The organism is Acidovorax sp. GW835-FHT14B10 (assembly GCF_058793725.1).
In genome coordinates, this window is sequence record NZ_JBXAGC010000004.1 from 105,772 (window position 1) to 121,008 (window position 15,237).

Genomic DNA, 15,237 nt, shown 5'->3' on the forward strand with positions numbered 1-15,237 from the left:
ATCCATAAAGCGCCAGGAGCTATTGTTTTTGATGAAAAACCGCGCCACAGCGGCGCAGCAGTGCATGGGCCTGGCGCTCCAGGTCCTCGCGGTGTTCGGGCGCGGCAATATCGATCAGCCGGCGCACGCGGCGCGACAGCGTCTGGCCGCGCAGGTCGGCCACGCCATGCTCGGTGACGATCAGGCCCGCGTCGCTGCGCGGCGTGCTGACCGGGCCGGCCAGCTGCGCCACGATGCGCGTCCTGCCCTTGGCGGTGGCCGGCAGCGCCACGATGGGCAGGCCACCACGGCTGCGGGCCGCGCCGCACAAGAAATCGACCGCGCCGCCCACGGCGCCCACATACACGCCCGCTGCCACCTCGGCGTTGATCTGGCCGGTCAGGTCCACCTCGATGGCCGCGTTGATGGCGGCCAGCTGGTGGCTGGCGGCCAGCACCTCGGGGTCGTGCGTGTAGTCGGTGCCGCGCAGTTGCAGCGCCGGGTTGCGGTGCGCCCAGCGGCGCACCTTCTCGCTGCCCATCAGGATGCCGCCAATGCCCACGCCGGTGTCCAGGCTCTTCTTGGCATGGGTCAGTACACCGGCCTCGGCCAGGGCGGCAATGCCGTCGCCGACCGCGCCGCTGTGCAGGCCCAGGTCGCGGTGGCCGTGCAGCGCGGCCAGCACGGCCTCGGGCAGGTTGCCGATGCCCAGCTGTAGCGTGGCGCCGTCCTGGATCAGCCCGGCGATGTGGCGCGCAATGGCCTGCTCGGCCGGGCCGGGCGCGGCGCGGCTTTGCTCCAGTGGCGGGTGCTGCGCGTCAATCAGCAACGCAAAGTCGCTGGCCTGCAGGTGCACGCTGCCATGCGTCCAGGGAATGGCGGGGTTGACCTCGGCGATCACCACGCGCGCCTGCTCCAGCGCGGCGGGCAGGTATTCGTGCACCAGGCCCAGGCTGTAGCGGCCCTGTTCATCGGGCGGCGAGACCTGCAGCAGCACCACATCGGCCCGCAGCACGCCCGCGCGGATCAGACCCGGCAGGTGCGAGTAGTGGCTGGGCAGGATGTCGAGCACGCCCGCATCGGCCAGGTGGCGGTGCGGACCGCCCGCGGCGTAGCCAAAGAAATCGATGGTGTCGGCCTGTTCCGGCCGCAGCGTGTCCGACGCACCAATGCCCACGAACACGCGCAGCCGACCGCCCTGCGCCAGCGCGTGGCGGTGCGCGGTCACGGCGCGCGTGAGCGTGAGCGGCTCGGCCGTGGCCTGGCCCCACCACAGGGTGTCGCCCGGGCGGATCAAGTCCTGCAATTGCCCGACCAACAGGCTCATGTCATTTCTCCGCGATGTTGCGTCGCGTCCGCGTCGCGTGAAGCTGGCGCGACCCAGGCGAGGGCCGCCGTGCAAGGGCCGCCCCGCCGCACGGGCGGCGTCCCCCCGGGGGGATGTCGCCACAGGCGACTCAGGCGGGCCGTCATTTTTTGTCCCAGTCGAAGCGCAGCGGCTGCTTGTCTTTAAAGCGCCGCACCGCGTCCTGGTGGTAATCGGAGCTGCGGCACATGGACTGGGCGTAGGACTCCAGCTCGGCCATGGCGTGGGCATCGAGCTCGAAGGACTGGTTCATCACGGTCTTGGCGATGCCGATGGCGGCGGTGGACGCCTCGCCAAAGCGGCGCGCCAGCGCCTGCGCGGCCTCGGTCAGCGCGGCGGCATCTTCCACAATGTCGAACACCATGCCCAGCTGCCTGGCCTCCTGCGCATCGACGGTGCGGGCGGTGAAGACCAGCTCCTTGGCCCGCTGCTGGCCCACGATGCGCGGCAGCAGGCGCATCACGCCCAGGTCGGGCACCAGGCCGATGCGCCCGAACACGGCGCAGAACTTGGCGCGGCGCGTGGCCAGCACGAAGTCGGCCGCCAGCGCCAGGCCCAGCCCCGCGCCAAAAGCCGGGCCATCGACCGCGGCGATGACGGGCTTTTCCAGGTCCACCAGTTCAGGGAACCACTGGTGCAGCTCGCGCATGCCTTTGCGAAAAGTGAGGCCCGTGCGGCTGGTGTCCTGCATGGCCGAGATGTCGCCGCCCGAGCAGAAGGCGCCGCCTGCGCCGGTGAGGATGACGGCATGCACCGTCGGGTCGTCGCGCATCTGCGCAATGGCAGCGGCCAGGGCGGGGCGCATGGCCTGGCTCAGGGCGTTGCGCGCCTCGGGGCGGTTGAGGGTGATGGTGCCGATGCCGTCCTGCACGGAGGTCAACACGGGGGATGCGCTCATGGCGTGCTCCAGAAGATATTGAGGATCAAGATGGGCCATGGCGCTTTTCTCGAAAGCGCCAGCAGCGCACTTTGGGATGGTTCAGGCCAGCTCGGCGTAGCCGTGGCTCAGGACCACGATGTCGCGCTCGGCCACGCGGGCGCGCAGCTGGAAATGCCCTGGCTGGCCGGGCAGACGCCAGATCTCGGTGACCAGCGTTTCGCCTGGATAGACCGGCGAGGCAAAGCGGATGTCCAGGGCCTTGAGGCGCGCCGGGTCGCCGCCCGCGCACTGGCGCAGCAGCGCACGGGCCACCAGGCCGTAGCTGGCCAGACCGTGCAGGATGGGGCGCGCAAAGCCCGCCTTGGCGGCCACGGCCGGGTCGGCGTGCAGCGGGTTGTAGTCGCCCATCAGGCGGTAGAGCAGCGCCGCCTCGGGGCGGATGGCCTGGGTGTCGCTGAAGTCGGGCGCGCGGTCCTGCGGCGTGGGCTGCAGCGCGGGCAGCGGTGCGTCGCTGGGCTGGCCGCCCTCCCGCTGGCTGTAGCCACCGTCGCCGCGCAGAAAGGTCACCTGCTGCTGCGTGGCCAGTAGCTCGCCAGCCTGGGTTTCCAGGCGCCGCTCGGTGATCAGGATGGCGCCCTTGCCCTCGCCCTTGTCGATCAGGTGCGTGATGCGGCTCTTGCCCACCACCGCGCAGCTGGCGGGCAATGGCTGGTGCCAGCGCACGCGCTGCTCGCCGTGCAGCAGCTTGACCCAGTCGATGCCCGTGTCCGGCTCGCGCGCCCAGAAGCCGGGGTAGCCCAGCACCACGGCTTGCGTTGGCAGGGCGCGCAGGCCGCCGGCCAGACCCTCATAGACGAAGGGCAGGGCCGCAGCGTCGAGCGGGTCATTGCCCAGGCCCAGGCTGAGCGCATACAGCATGGTGTCGCGCTCGGTGTAGTGCTGGTGCACGGGCGCGAAGGCCCGGTTCTTCAGGTGGTGGTAGTCAATAGCCATTTCGTTCATCCGTAACGCGTTGCCTCTCTGCGCAGCCCCGGCAACCGGCGCCGCCCCAAGCCAGGGCAGCCAAGCAAGGGCCGCCCCGCAGCGAGGGCTGCGTCCCCCTTCCCGGCGCAGCCGAGAGAAGGGGGAAGGCGCGAAGCGCCTCAGGGGGTTGTCCCTGTTTACACCGGGTCCCAGCTGAACACGTCGGCCGAGCGGTCCATCGGCACGAACGAGGCCTTGAGCGCCGGCATGCCATGCTCGGCAATGAACTCGGGCGTCCAGCCTTCGCTGCGGTGCACCGAGCGCAGGGGGCGCGGCTGGCTCATCAGGAAGATCTCGTTGTTGCGCACGGCAAACACCTGGGCGTTCACGTCCTTGGCCTGGTCGGACAGCAGGTACACGGCCAGCGGCGCGATCTTGTTGGGCGTCATCTGCTGGATCTTGGCCACGCGCGCCTGCTGCTCGGGTGTGTCGGTGGGGATGGAGCCGATCATGCGGCTCCAGGCAAACGGCGCGATGCAGTTGGAGCGCACGTTGAATTTCTGCATGTCGAGCGCGATGGACTTGGACAGCGCCGTCAGCCCCAGCTTGGCGGCGCTGTAGTTGGCCTGGCCCAGGTTGCCGATCAGGCCCGAGGTGGAGGTCATGTGCACGAAGGCGCCGCTTTCCTGCTCCTTGAAGTGGTTGGCGGCCGCGCGTGCCATGTAGTAGCTGCCATACAGGTGCACCTTGATCACGGCGTCCCATTCGTCCAGGCTCATCTTGTGGAAGAAGCGGTCGCGCAGGATGCCCGCATTGTTGACCACGCCGTCGATGCGGCCGAAGTGGTCCAACGCACATTGCACGATGCGGCCGGCAGCTGCCGCCTCGGCCACGCTGTCCATGTTGGCCACGGCCTGGCCGCCAGCGGCCTTGATTTCGTCCACTACTTTCTGCGCCGGGCCGGCATCCGTGCCCTCGCCGGTGGTGGAAGTGCCGATGTCGTTGACCACCACCTTGGCGCCAGCCGCCGCCAGGGCCAGCGCCATGTCGCGCCCGATGCCGCCGCCAGCGCCCGTTACCACCACCACCTTGTCCTGCACCATCTTCTGCGCCATGTTCGTTGTCCTTCGGTTTGTGTTGTCGATCAGCGCTGGAGCATGAACCCAAAGCCGCGGCAGCGCCATTTGGCAATTGCTAGGCGGGGCTTTGGCTGCATGAAAGCAGTGGGCGAAGGCGCGGGGCTTCATGGGCGCAGAAGACACGCTTTCACAAACGTGGATTGCGCCGGTGCCTGCCAGACCGCACGATGGCGACCATGACAGAAACCACCATCAACGCCACCCTGCTCGCGCACCTGCAGACCTGGCAGGGCAAGAGCGACACCTTGAGCGATACCCTCACGGCTATGCCCGTGGCGGCGCTGTCGGCCACGCTGGATCGCGACGACCCAGCGCCGACTGCCGCCACTACCCTGCCGCCGCTGTGGCACTGGTTGTACTTTCTGCCGCATGCGCGCCAGAGCGAAATCGGTCCCGACGGGCACCCCCAGCGCGGCGGCTTTCTGCCACCCGTGCCGCTGCCGCGCCGCATGTGGGCCGGCGGGCGGCTGCGCTGGGAGCAGGCCAACCCGTTGCGCGTGGGCCAGGAGGTGCAGCGCCACTCGACCATCCAGTCCGTCAAGCACAAGGCCGGCCGCTCGGGCGAGTTGCTGTTCGTGCTGGTCGAACACCAGTACCGCAATGCCCAGGGCCTGGCGCTGACCGAGGAGCACGACATCGTCTACCGCTCGGCCGCTCAGCCCGGCGACCCGGCGCCACAGCCGCAGCAGCCTCCGCTGAATGGCCAGGCGGTCTGGTCGCGCACCGTCACGCCCGATGACGTGCTGCTGTTCCGCTACTCGGCGCTCACCTTCAACGGCCACCGCATCCACTACGACCGCAAGTACGTGACCGAGGTGGAGGGCTACCCCGGCCTGATCGTGCACGGCCCCTTGATTGCCACGCTGCTGCTGGACCTGCTGCGCCGCAGCCTGCCCGGCGCGCAGGTGGCCACGTTCGACTTTCGCGCCGTGCGACCCACCTTCGACCTGCACCCGTTCAGCGTGCACGGCAAGGCATCAAACGATGGCAAGACTGTGGAGCTGTGGGCCCAGGACCACGAGGGCTGGCTGACCATGCAAGGCACAGCCACGTTGTTTTGAACCGCTGAACCAGCCGATTCCTTCTTTTTTATAGATACCCCACCGCCATGATCCACCAGCCCGACCAGTACCAAGAAATCCGCGACGCCGTGCGCGCCCTCTGTGCCCAGTTCCCCGACGAATACTTTCGCAAGGTCGATGAGGTCCGCGGCTACCCCGAGGAGTTTGTCGATGCCCTGACCAAGGCCGGCTGGATGGCCGCGCTGATCCCGCAGGAATACGGCGGCTCGGGCCTGACCATGGCCGAGGCCTCGGTGATCATGGAAGAGATCAACCGCAGCGGCGGCAACTCTGGCGCCTGCCACGGCCAGATGTACGTGATGAACGCCATCGTGCGCAGCGGCTCGCAGGCGCAAAAAGAAAAGTACCTGCCCCAGATTGCCTCGGGCGCGCTGCGCATCCAGTCCATGGGCGTGACCGAGCCCACCACCGGCAGCGACACCACCAAACTCAAGACCAGCGCCGTCAGGAAGGATGGCCGCTGGGTCATCAATGGCCAGAAGGTCTGGATCTCGCGCATCCAGCACAGCGATCTGATGATTCTGCTGGCGCGCACCACGCCCGCCGATCAGGTGAAAAAGCGCTCCGATGGCCTGTCGTGCTTCCTGATCGACCTGCACCAGGCGATTGGCAACGGCCTCACCGTGCGCCCCATCCTGAACATGGTCAACCACGAGACCAACGAGCTGTTTTTCGACAACCTCGAAATCCCCGAGGACGCGCTGCTGGGCGAAGAAGGCAAGGGCTTCAAGACCCTGCTGGACGGTCTGAACGCCGAGCGCACCCTGATTGCCGCCGAATGCATTGGCGATGGCTACTGGTTCATCGACCGCGCCACCAAATACGCCAAGGAACGCGTGGTGTTCAACCGCCCCATCGGCCAGAACCAGGGCGTGCAGTTCCCGATTGCCGATGCCTTCATCGAGCTGGAAGCCGCCAACCTGATGCGCTGGAAGGCCTGCGAGAAGATTGACGCCCACCAGAACGCGGGTGCCGAGGCCAACATGGCCAAGCACCTGGCCGCCAAGGCCAGCTGGGAAGCGGCCAACGTCTGCCTGCAGACCCACGGCGGCTTTGGTTTTGCCTGCGAATACGACATCGAGCGCAAATTCCGCGAGACACGCCTGTACCAGGTGGCGCCGATTTCGACCAACATGATCTACAGCTACGTGGCCGAGCACATCCTGGGCCTGCCCCGTTCGTTTTGAAATGAATCACCCCCTGAGTCGCTGCGCGCCTTCCCCCTCTCTCGCTGCGCGGGAGGGGGACGACACCCTCGGTGCGGGGCGGCCCTTCCTCGGTGTCCCTGGCGTGGGAGCGCGCCAGTTGCAAGCGCCGCTCACCGAGCTTTTGCAGGGAAAGACTGATCCATGAATACACCCCTTCGCCCCCTCGACGGCATCACCGTCGTCTCGCTCGAACACGCGGTGGCCGCGCCGTTCTGCACACGCCAGCTGGCCGACCTGGGCGCGCGCGTCATCAAGGTGGAGCGCCCCGGCAGCGGCGACTTCGCGCGCGGCTACGACCAGCGTGTGAAGGGCCAGTCCTCGCACTTCACCTGGCTCAACCGCAACAAGGAAAGCCTGGCGCTGGACGTGAAGCAGCCGCAGGCCAAGGCCGCGCTGCTGCAGCTCTTGAAGACCGCCGACGTGCTGGTGCAGAACCTGGCGCCCGGCGCGGCCGCGCGCATGGGGCTGTCGTACGAAGCCCTGAAGGCGCACAACCCCCAACTGATCGTGTGCGACATCAGCGGCTACGGCGCCGACGGCCCGTACCGCGACAAGAAGGCCTACGACCTGCTGATCCAGAGCGAGGCGGGGTTTCTGTCCGTCACCGGCACACCCGAGGTGCCCAGCAAGTCCGGCATCTCGGTAGCCGACATCGCTGCCGGCATGTATGCCTACACCAACATCCTGTCGGCCCTGCTGCTGCGCGGCAGGGCGGGCGAGGGCAGCCATATCGACGTGTCCATGCTCGAAGCCATGGGCGAATGGATGGGCTACCCGATGTACTACGCCTACGACGGCGCGCCGCCGCCACCGCGCACCGGCGCATCGCACGCCAGCATCTACCCCTACGGCCCGTTTGTGGCCGGCGACGGCAAGACCGTGATGCTGGGCCTGCAGAACGAGCGCGAGTGGAAAGCCTTTTGCGACACCGTGCTGCAGCACCCCGAGGTGGCCACCGACCCGCGCTTCTGTTCCAACGCCCAGCGCAACCAGCATCGCGAAGCCCTGCAGGCGCTGATCCTGCAGGTATTTGCCAACCTCACGGCCGCGCAGGTGGTCGAGCGCCTGGAGCTGGCCGGCATTGCCAACGCCCGCGTGAACGACATGGCCGACCTGTGGGCCCACCCGCAACTGGCCGCGCGCCAGCGCTGGCGCACCGTGGGCACGCCCGCGGGCGAGGTGCCCGCCCTGCTGCCGCCGGGCGTGAACAGCGCGTTCGATTACCGCATGGATGCCGTGCCCGCCGTGGGCCAGCACAACGCCGCCATCCTGGCCGCACTGGGCTGGAGCGCCGAGCAGATCGACGCGCTGCAGGTCCCGCAAGCCATTTGAATAAAAAACACAGCTGGCAGCGCTTATTCCACCTACCTTGGAGCCCCAAATGAAGCAAGAAACCCAAGCCACCATCCACCCCCTGGCGCAGTTTGCCGCCACCCTGCAATGGAGCGACGTGCCCGCGCCCGTGCAGCGCCGCGCCGAAGACCTGTGGGTGGACTGGTTCGGCTCGGTGCTGGCCGGCTGCAAGGCGCGGCCCGTGGCCAGCATCACGCGCTTTGCGCTGTCGCAGGGCCCGGCACAAGGCCCGGCCGAGGTGATCGGCCATGGCGGCGTTACCAGCAGCCCCATGATGGCCGCGCTGGCCAACGCCGCGGCCAGCCATGTGGCCGAGCAGGACGATGTGCACAACGGTTCGGTGTTCCACCCGGCGGCCGTGGTCTTTCCGCCCGCGCTGGCCGTGGCGCAGCAGATCGGCGCCAGCGGCGCGCAGCTGATGGCGGCCTGCGTGGCGGGTTACGAGGTCGGCATCCGCGTGGGCGAGTTCCTGGGCCGCAGCCACTACAAGATTTTTCATACCACGGCCACGGCCGGCACGCTGGCGGCGGCCGCCGCCGTGGGGCGACTGCTGGAGCTCACGCCCGCGCAGATGCAGCACGCCTTCGGCTCGGCCGGCACGCAGTCGGCGGGGCTGTGGGAATTCTTGCGCACCGCGGCCGACAGCAAGCAGCTGCACACCGCGCACGCCGCCTCTGCGGGGCTGATGGCCGCCTTCCTGGCCAAGGACGGCTTCACCGGCGCGCAGGACATCTTCACCGGGCCGCAGGGCCTGGCTGCGGGCATGTCCACCGACGCCAACCCGGCCAAGCTCACCGAGGGACTGGGCACCCGCTGGGCCACGGCCGAGACATCGTTCAAGTGGCATGCCTCGTGCCGCCACACGCACCCCGCCGCCGACGCGCTGCAGCAGGTGATGCGCGAGCATGGCCTGGCGCCCGCCGACATCGCGCAGGTCACCTGCCATGTGCACCAGGGTGCCATCGACGTACTCGGGCCGGTGGTCTCGCCCACCACGGTGCACCAGAGCAAGTTTTCCATGGGCACCGTGCTGGCATTGGCCGCGCGCTTTGGCCATGCGGGTTTGACCGAATTCGACGCGCAGTTCCTGGCACCGGATACTGTGGCCCTGCGCGAGAAGGTGCGCATGGAGCTGGACCCCGAGGTGGACGCTGCCTACCCGCAACGCTGGATTGGCAAGGTCACGGTGCAGACGACGGACGGCCGCCAGCTGGCCGGCCGCGTGGAAGAGCCCAAGGGCGATCCCGGCAACACCCTCTCGCGTGCAGAGCTCACTGCCAAGGCGCTGCGCCTGGCCGCCTATGGCGGCGCCGTTGGCGCACCCCAAGCCGATGCCGCGGTACAAAATCTTTGGAATGTAGCCGCCTGGCCGAAGGTCGGCGCCCTGCTTTGAATTGAAAGTTTGGAATGAGTGATTTTTCCGCCTGGATGGCGAACCGCCAGGACGAATATGTCCGGCAACTGGAACAATTGGTCAACATCGATTCGGGGAGTCACAACAAAACCGGCGTTACCAGGGTGCTGGACTGGGTGGCCAGTCATCTGTCCGCACAGGGCATCGCGGTGGAGCGCCATCTGGACGGCGATCGGCTGGTGTGTGTATCGGCCACGGTGAACCCCGGCGCGGCGCGCGAGCGCTCGGCGCTGCTGCTCGGGCATTGCGATACCGTTTTTCCCGACGATGAAACCCAGCGCCGCCCTTTTCGCATGGATGGCCCCGTGGCCTACGGCCCCGGCGTGGCCGACATGAAGGCGGGCGTACTGATGAACGCCTATCTACTCCAGGCATGGAAGGCCATGGGGAACCCGCAGATCACTCTCTCGGCGCTGTTCACCTGCGACGAGGAAATCGGTTCGCCCAAAAGCGGAGAAGTCATCGATCGCATCTGCCGCCAGCACAAGTACGCATTCAACGCCGAGCCGGGCCGGCCGAATGGCAATGTGGTCGTGGGCCGCAAGGGCGGCGTGTTCCTCGATGTCGAGGTGCAAGGCAAGGCCGCGCATGCGGGCGGGAATTTCTACGAGGGCATCAGCGCCATCTCGGCACTCGCCAAGAAGATCCAGAGCCTGGAGCAACTGACAAACAAGGATGAAGGCATCACCCTCAACGTGGGGCTGATCCGTGGCGGCCTGTCCGTGAACACCGTCGCACCCTCCGCAGTGGCCGGGGTGGATCTACGCATCCATACGATGGCGCAGCGCGAGAAATGCCTGAGCGAGGTGGCCACCATCTGCGGCCAAAGCCTGCAAGGCGAAACGGCATCGTGGAAGGTGCGGGGCGAATTCAAGCCCTTTGTACAAAACGAGGGGTCACGCCGGCTCGCCGAGAAATACCTGGAGATCTCCGTCGTGCAAGGCATTCCGGTCAAGGGAGAAATGACGGGCGGCTGCTCCGACTCCGGTATCGCGTCGGAATGCGGGTGCGACGTCATCTGTGCCGTGGGGCCTATCGGCGGCGGGTTCCACACGGAGAACGAATATGTGCGGCTCGATTCCGTCGTCGGCAAGGCCACCGTTCTTTTCAAGACTTTGCAATCTATTGGGGTGTAATTCATGCGATTTTTCAAATGGCTCATGGTGACCTGCGCCATCATCGTTTCTGCCAACGGACTTGCCCAGGAACGGATCCTGGTTCCATACCCTGCCGGCGGGCCCAGCGACGCCACGGCCCGGGTAGTGGCCAACTCCCTCACCAGCCAAGGAAAGACCTTTATCGTCGAGAACCTGGGCGGCGCCACGGGCCTGCTCGCGGTCAACAAGTTCCTTGCGAATCCCAAGGATCAGGTATTCCAGGGAACGCAGAACGAGCTGATCCTGCCGGTGCTGCTGAACAAGGCCGTGAAGTTCAAGTCCGAGGAATTCGTGCCGGTGCAATACGTCACGCAGACCTATCTGGTGCTGGCCATACGCAAGGGCCTGGATGTCAAGAATTTCGATGAGTTCTTCGCGTTGGCGAAAAGCCGCAAGGACAATCCGCTCTCCTACGGCACGGTGGGAGTGGGCTCGCTCTACCACGTGATGGGCGAATACCTCGCCAAGAAGAAAGGCGTTGCGCTCAACCACATCCCGTACAAGGGCGGCGCGCCCGCCATGCAGGATCTGATCGGGGGACAAATCGATTTTTCCATCATTCCCTACCAGACCACATTCGATGACATGGTGGCCAAGGGCATGTTCCAGATCATCGGCATCTTCTCGAACGACAAGCCACCCTCCCTGAGCAAGCTACAGGCCGCAAGCAGCGTTCAAGGGCTGTCGGACTTCAACTTCTCCAGCTATGCGGGTTATTTCCTCAAGAGGAATGCGTCCGGCGAGGACAAGCAGAAATACAACGCGTTATTCACATCCGTTCTGACGGATGACAGCGTAAAGAAGAGCCTGTCGGGCGACGGCCGACGCGTGCTGGCCCCCAGTTCGCTGAAGGCGGCGGACGCCATGTACATGGAGGAAATCGCGCGCTACAAGAAACTGCTGGAGACGGTGGGGCACATCAATCTCGAATGACCGGTGCTCGACGATAAATGACGCGTCCGTGGATTCGCAGCAAAAATTCCAGATTCAACGAGGAGACTTCATGACGGCTTTCCTGAAAAAAATTTCCCGCCGCGCCATTGCGGGCGCCTGCGCGGCACTCGCCCTGGGCCTGAGCGGCAACGCCCTGGCCAGCACCTGGCCAGAAAAGACCGTTACCCTGGTCGTGCCCTACAGCGCGGGTGGCCCCACCGACGTGGTGGCGCGCCTGCTGGCCGTGCCCATGGGCCAGTCGCTGGGCCAGACGGTGGTGGTGGAAAACACCGTGGGCGCGGGCGGCACGCTGGCGCCCGCGCGCATCGTCCGCTCCAAGCCCGACGGCTACACCATCCTGATCCACCACATGGGCATGGCCACGGCACCGGCGCTGTACAAGAAGCTGCCCTACGACCCGCTCAAGGACTTCGAGTACATCGGCCAGGTGCTGGATGTGCCCATGACGCTGCTGTCGCGCAAGGACTTTCCTGCGAACAACTTCCAGGAACTGCAGGACTACGTCAAGAAGAACCAGGACAAGGTATCGCTGGCCAACGCGGGCATTGGTGCCGTGTCGCAGCTGTGCGGCATGCTGCTCATGCACCAGCTGGGCGTGAAGCTGACCACCGTCCCCTACAAGGGTGCCGGTCCGGCCATGAACGACCTGATGGGCGGCCAGGTGGACCTGCTGTGCGACCAGACCACGCAGACCGCGCCCGTGATCCAGGATGGCAAGCGCGCCAAGGTCTTCGGCGTGACCACGCCCAAGCGCCTGTCGTCCATGCCCGGCATTCCCACGCTCGATGAGCAGGGCCTCAAGGGCTTTGACGTGAAGGTGTGGCACGGCATGTATGCCCCCAAGGGCACGCCCAAGGACGTGATGGACAAGCTCAACAAGGCATTGAACGTGGCCATCAAGGACGACAACGTGAAAAAGCGCATTGCCGAGCTGAGCTCTGACCTCGTCACGCCCGACAAGGCCACCCCCGAGGGCCTGCGCAAGCACCTGGAGGTCGAGGTGGTGCGCTGGGACAAGGTCATCAAGGCCGCGGGCGTGAGCGCCGAATAAGCCGCGCTCCGCTTCCGGTCTGCACACCGCAGGCTGGGGCCTTTTCCCTATGAACCCAAGGCACCGCATGATCGACCGGCTCGACCACCTTGTTCTGACCACCGCCCACGAGGCGGATTGCGTGCACTTTTACTGCACCGTGCTGGGCATGGCGCTGCAGACCTTTGGCGAAGGCCGCAAGGCCTTCGTGTGCAATGGCCAGAAGATCAATCTGCACATCCAGGGCCGCGAGTTCGAACCCAAGGCCCGGCACCCCATGCCGGGCGCGCTGGACCTGTGCTTCATCGCCTCGGAGCCTTTGGCGCAGGTGCAGCAGCGCCTGGCCGAACATGGCGTTGCCATCGAGTGCGGTCCGGTGCCGCGCACCGGCGCGCGTGGCCCCATTGTCTCGGTCTATGTGCGCGACCCGGACCACAACCTGATCGAAATCTCCCAATACACCTGACCGCCCCCTGCAATGACTGACTCCGTGCGCAATGCCTGCTCCTTTCTGTTCGTTCCCGCCACCCAGCCGGATCGGTTGCCCAAGGCCCTGGCCAGCGGTGCCGACATCGTGATTGCCGACTGGGAGGACGCCGTCGCTCCCGCGGACAAGGAGCGTGCACGCGCGGCCCTGCTGGAGGCCGTGGCCGCGCTGACCGCCGCGCAGCGCGCGCGCCTGCTGGTGCGCCTCAACAGCGATGGTTCGCCCTGGTTTGCCGCCGACCTGGCCGCACTGGCGCAGCTCGCGGCGCAGGGCCTGGCCGGTGCCGTGGTGCCCAAGGCCGAAAGCGCGCCCACCCTGCAGGCCGTGGCCCAGGCTGCCGGGCCGGGCGCCATGCTGGTGCCGCTGGTCGAAAGCGTGGCCGGCCTGGCCGCTGCCGACGCCCTGGCCACCGCGCCGCAGGTGGCTCGGCTGGCCTTCGGGCACCTGGACTTCCAGGTGGACGCAGGCATGGCCTGCGCCGAAGACGAGCAGGAACTGCTGCCCGTGCGCATGGCCCTGGTGTTCGCCGCGCGCCGCGCAGGGCTGGCCGCCCCCATCGACGGCGTGACGGTGGACACGCGCAACCCCGAGCGCATGGCCCGCGACAGCGAGCGCGCACGCCGCATGGGCTTTGGCGGCAAGCTGTGCATCCACCCGGCGCAGGTGGCGGTGCTGCATGCCGCCTTCGACCCCGACGAGGCCGCCGTGGCCCACGCGCTGCGCGTGCAGCAGGCGCTGCAGCAGGCCGGTGGCGGCGTCTGCGTGCTGGACGGCCGCATGGTCGATGCGCCGGTGCTGGCGCAGGCCCGGCACACCTTGCTGCGCCACGCGCGGGCGCAGCAGCGCCTTGCTACCGCCAGCTAACAACCTCTTATCGATCAGCTAACGATCAGCTAACGGCCCGCCAGCACCGGGCCTCCGTCCGGCAGCGCACCCGCGCCGTCACCGCGATGCACACAACGTCCTCAATCCTTAAGTGACTTCCTCGCGCACCACACCGCTTTGGATGATGCTGCTGGCACTGTTGTCGGGCTTTGCGCTCAGCCAGGCCTATCGCACCACCACTGCCATCCTCGCCCAGGGCCTGCAAGCAGATTTCGGCCTGCAGGCCTCATCGCTGGGGGCGTTTGCCGGGCTGTTTGGCTTGTCGTTCGGCGTTGCGCAGCTGCTGATGGGTATTGCGCTGGACCGCTACGGCCTGCGCCGCACGGTGCTGGCAGCCGCGCCCCTGGGAATTGCCGGTGCGGCCCTATCGGCCCTGGCGCCCAGCTATGGCTGGCTGATGGCCGGGCAGGTGCTGATCGGGGTGGGCTATTCGCCAGCCTTCGTGGCCTGCACGCTATTCATTGCGCGCCATTTCGCGGTCGACCGCTTTGCCTTCTTCTCGGGCCTGAGCATGGGCGTGGGCGGACTGGGGCTCCTGTTCACCGGCACGCCGCTGGCGTGGGTGGTGCAGCACTGGGGTTGGCGCATGGGCTTTGGCATTTTGGCGGGCTTGAGCGTGCTGTCGTGGCTGGTGATTCACTTCGTGGTGCACGAACCCGCACCTGCCGACGCCGTGCACCGCCCGGCATCCAGCTGGGGCGAGGCGCTGGTGGGCATGGGCCGGCTCTTTGCCGTACCGCACACCTGGGGCATCGTGGTTCTGGGCATGTCGTGTTACGCGGCTTTTTTGTCGCTGCGCGGCCTGTGGCTGGGGCCGCTGCTGATCAACCGCTACGGTTTTTCGCTGGTGGACAGCGGTAACGTGGCGCTGGTGCTGTCGCTGATCGCGCTATTCACACCGGCCGCGTTTGGCCGCATGGACCCGGGCGCACCCCGGCGCCGTGCCTGGGTTGGCCGCGCGTCGCTGCTGATGGCCGGCCTGTTTGCGGCGATGGCCCTGGTGCAAAACGCCAGCGTCACCGTGACGCTGATGATTGTGATGGGGCTGCTGTCGGGCTACAGCATCCTGCAGTACGCCGACGTGCGCTCTTCCTACCCTGCCGAGCTGACCGGACGCGCCCTGTCGCTCTACACCATGGCCATGTTCCTGGGCGTTGCCTTCATGCAATCGCTGACCGGTGCCGTCGCCGCCTGGGCCGCAAGCGCGGGGCTGGAGCCCTACCGCACCGTGCTGCTGACCATCGCCGCTTGGCTGGCGCTGGCCTCGCTGGCGTTCCGGTGGCTGCCCGCGTCGCCGCTGCTCAAGCAAGGTTGATAACGCCCGCCGCGCATACCGCGGG

14 protein-coding genes are annotated in these 15,237 nt (G+C 67.0%); 10 read left to right on the forward strand and 4 right to left on the reverse strand.

Annotated elements, in window-relative coordinates:
• Window positions 1-19 precede the first annotated feature (19 nt).
• The 4 genes from AC1Q5S_RS05150 to AC1Q5S_RS05165 form a co-directional block, all read right to left on the reverse strand.
• Entirely contained in the window at window positions 20-1,306 is a 1,287-nt protein-coding gene (locus AC1Q5S_RS05150) for an acetyl-CoA hydrolase/transferase family protein (RefSeq protein ID WP_303832743.1), read from the reverse strand.
• A gap of 142 nt (window positions 1,307-1,448) precedes the next feature.
• On the reverse strand, window positions 1,449-2,243 hold the full coding sequence (locus AC1Q5S_RS05155; protein WP_303832742.1) for an enoyl-CoA hydratase/isomerase family protein: 795 nt from the start codon (window positions 2,241-2,243) through the stop codon (window positions 1,449-1,451).
• 81 nt (window positions 2,244-2,324) lie between these two features.
• Window positions 2,325-3,218: a MaoC/PaaZ C-terminal domain-containing protein gene (locus AC1Q5S_RS05160; RefSeq protein ID WP_303832741.1), complete on the reverse strand. Its 894-nt coding sequence runs from the start codon at window positions 3,216-3,218 to the stop codon at window positions 2,325-2,327.
• 167 nt (window positions 3,219-3,385) lie between these two features.
• The gene (locus AC1Q5S_RS05165) at window positions 3,386-4,303 is read right to left on the reverse strand and encodes an SDR family NAD(P)-dependent oxidoreductase (protein WP_092697360.1); all 918 of its coding nucleotides are present in this window, start codon (window positions 4,301-4,303) and stop codon (window positions 3,386-3,388) included.
• 191 nt (window positions 4,304-4,494) lie between these two features.
• Between AC1Q5S_RS05165 and AC1Q5S_RS05170 the strand changes: the two genes are divergently transcribed.
• The 10 genes from AC1Q5S_RS05170 to AC1Q5S_RS05215 all read left to right on the forward strand — a co-directional run bounded on the left by AC1Q5S_RS05170 (window position 4,495) and on the right by AC1Q5S_RS05215 (window position 15,212).
• Window positions 4,495-5,388 (forward strand): HTD2 family dehydratase, encoded by an 894-nt coding sequence (locus AC1Q5S_RS05170; RefSeq protein ID WP_303832737.1) that lies wholly within the window; start codon window positions 4,495-4,497, stop codon window positions 5,386-5,388.
• 47 nt (window positions 5,389-5,435) lie between these two features.
• Window positions 5,436-6,596 (forward strand): acyl-CoA dehydrogenase family protein, encoded by a 1,161-nt coding sequence (locus AC1Q5S_RS05175; RefSeq protein WP_026434877.1) that lies wholly within the window; start codon window positions 5,436-5,438, stop codon window positions 6,594-6,596.
• 162 nt (window positions 6,597-6,758) lie between these two features.
• Window positions 6,759-7,949, forward strand: a complete 1,191-nt coding sequence (locus tag AC1Q5S_RS05180) for a CaiB/BaiF CoA transferase family protein (RefSeq protein WP_422203418.1) — start codon at window positions 6,759-6,761, stop codon at window positions 7,947-7,949.
• Between the two features lie 49 nt (window positions 7,950-7,998).
• On the forward strand, window positions 7,999-9,363 hold the full coding sequence (locus tag AC1Q5S_RS05185) for an MmgE/PrpD family protein (protein ID WP_287876659.1): 1,365 nt from the start codon (window positions 7,999-8,001) through the stop codon (window positions 9,361-9,363).
• Between the two features lie 14 nt (window positions 9,364-9,377).
• Window positions 9,378-10,520 carry a M20 family metallopeptidase gene (locus AC1Q5S_RS05190; RefSeq protein ID WP_303832734.1) on the forward strand — a complete coding sequence of 381 codons (1,143 nt, stop codon included), beginning with the start codon at window positions 9,378-9,380 and terminating at the stop codon, window positions 10,518-10,520.
• Window positions 10,521-10,523: 3 nt separating this feature from the next.
• Entirely contained in the window at window positions 10,524-11,474 is a 951-nt protein-coding gene (locus AC1Q5S_RS05195) for a tripartite tricarboxylate transporter substrate binding protein (protein WP_492238445.1), read from the forward strand.
• Window positions 11,475-11,544: 70 nt separating this feature from the next.
• A complete protein-coding gene (locus tag AC1Q5S_RS05200; protein ID WP_303832733.1) occupies window positions 11,545-12,546 on the forward strand; it encodes a tripartite tricarboxylate transporter substrate binding protein BugD in 1,002 nt (333 codons plus the stop codon).
• Between the two features lie 67 nt (window positions 12,547-12,613).
• Window positions 12,614-12,991, forward strand: a complete 378-nt coding sequence (locus AC1Q5S_RS05205; protein WP_026434881.1) for a VOC family protein — start codon at window positions 12,614-12,616, stop codon at window positions 12,989-12,991.
• 12 nt (window positions 12,992-13,003) lie between these two features.
• Entirely contained in the window at window positions 13,004-13,876 is an 873-nt protein-coding gene (locus AC1Q5S_RS05210) for an HpcH/HpaI aldolase/citrate lyase family protein (RefSeq protein ID WP_303832731.1), read from the forward strand.
• A gap of 142 nt (window positions 13,877-14,018) precedes the next feature.
• Complete coding sequence (locus tag AC1Q5S_RS05215) at window positions 14,019-15,212, forward strand: MFS transporter (protein ID WP_348682825.1); 1,194 nt, start codon at window positions 14,019-14,021, stop codon at window positions 15,210-15,212.
• Window positions 15,213-15,237 lie beyond the last annotated feature (25 nt).

Bases quoted from the DNA above. Each gene is read 5' to 3' on its own strand.
- AC1Q5S_RS05175 (WP_026434877.1), top strand. From the start codon at position 5,436: ATGATCCACCAGCCCGACCAGTACCAAGAAATCCGCGACGCCGTGCGC.
- AC1Q5S_RS05185 (WP_287876659.1), top strand. From the start codon at position 7,999: ATGAAGCAAGAAACCCAAGCCACCATCCACCCCCTGGCGCAGTTTGCC.
- AC1Q5S_RS05190 (WP_303832734.1), top strand. From the start codon at position 9,378: ATGAGTGATTTTTCCGCCTGGATGGCGAACCGCCAGGACGAATATGTC.
- AC1Q5S_RS05205 (WP_026434881.1), top strand. From the start codon at position 12,614: ATGATCGACCGGCTCGACCACCTTGTTCTGACCACCGCCCACGAGGCG.
- AC1Q5S_RS05160 (WP_303832741.1), bottom strand. From the start codon at position 3,218: ATGGCTATTGACTACCACCACCTGAAGAACCGGGCCTTCGCGCCCGTG.
- AC1Q5S_RS05170 (WP_303832737.1), top strand. From the start codon at position 4,495: ATGGCGACCATGACAGAAACCACCATCAACGCCACCCTGCTCGCGCAC.
- AC1Q5S_RS05165 (WP_092697360.1), bottom strand. From the start codon at position 4,303: ATGGCGCAGAAGATGGTGCAGGACAAGGTGGTGGTGGTAACGGGCGCT.
- AC1Q5S_RS05200 (WP_303832733.1), top strand. From the start codon at position 11,545: ATGACGGCTTTCCTGAAAAAAATTTCCCGCCGCGCCATTGCGGGCGCC.
- AC1Q5S_RS05210 (WP_303832731.1), top strand. From the start codon at position 13,004: ATGACTGACTCCGTGCGCAATGCCTGCTCCTTTCTGTTCGTTCCCGCC.
- AC1Q5S_RS05195 (WP_492238445.1), top strand. From the start codon at position 10,524: ATGCGATTTTTCAAATGGCTCATGGTGACCTGCGCCATCATCGTTTCT.
- AC1Q5S_RS05150 (WP_303832743.1), bottom strand. From the start codon at position 1,306: ATGAGCCTGTTGGTCGGGCAATTGCAGGACTTGATCCGCCCGGGCGAC.
- AC1Q5S_RS05180 (WP_422203418.1), top strand. From the start codon at position 6,759: ATGAATACACCCCTTCGCCCCCTCGACGGCATCACCGTCGTCTCGCTC.
- AC1Q5S_RS05155 (WP_303832742.1), bottom strand. From the start codon at position 2,243: ATGAGCGCATCCCCCGTGTTGACCTCCGTGCAGGACGGCATCGGCACC.
- AC1Q5S_RS05215 (WP_348682825.1), top strand. From the start codon at position 14,019: ATGATGCTGCTGGCACTGTTGTCGGGCTTTGCGCTCAGCCAGGCCTAT.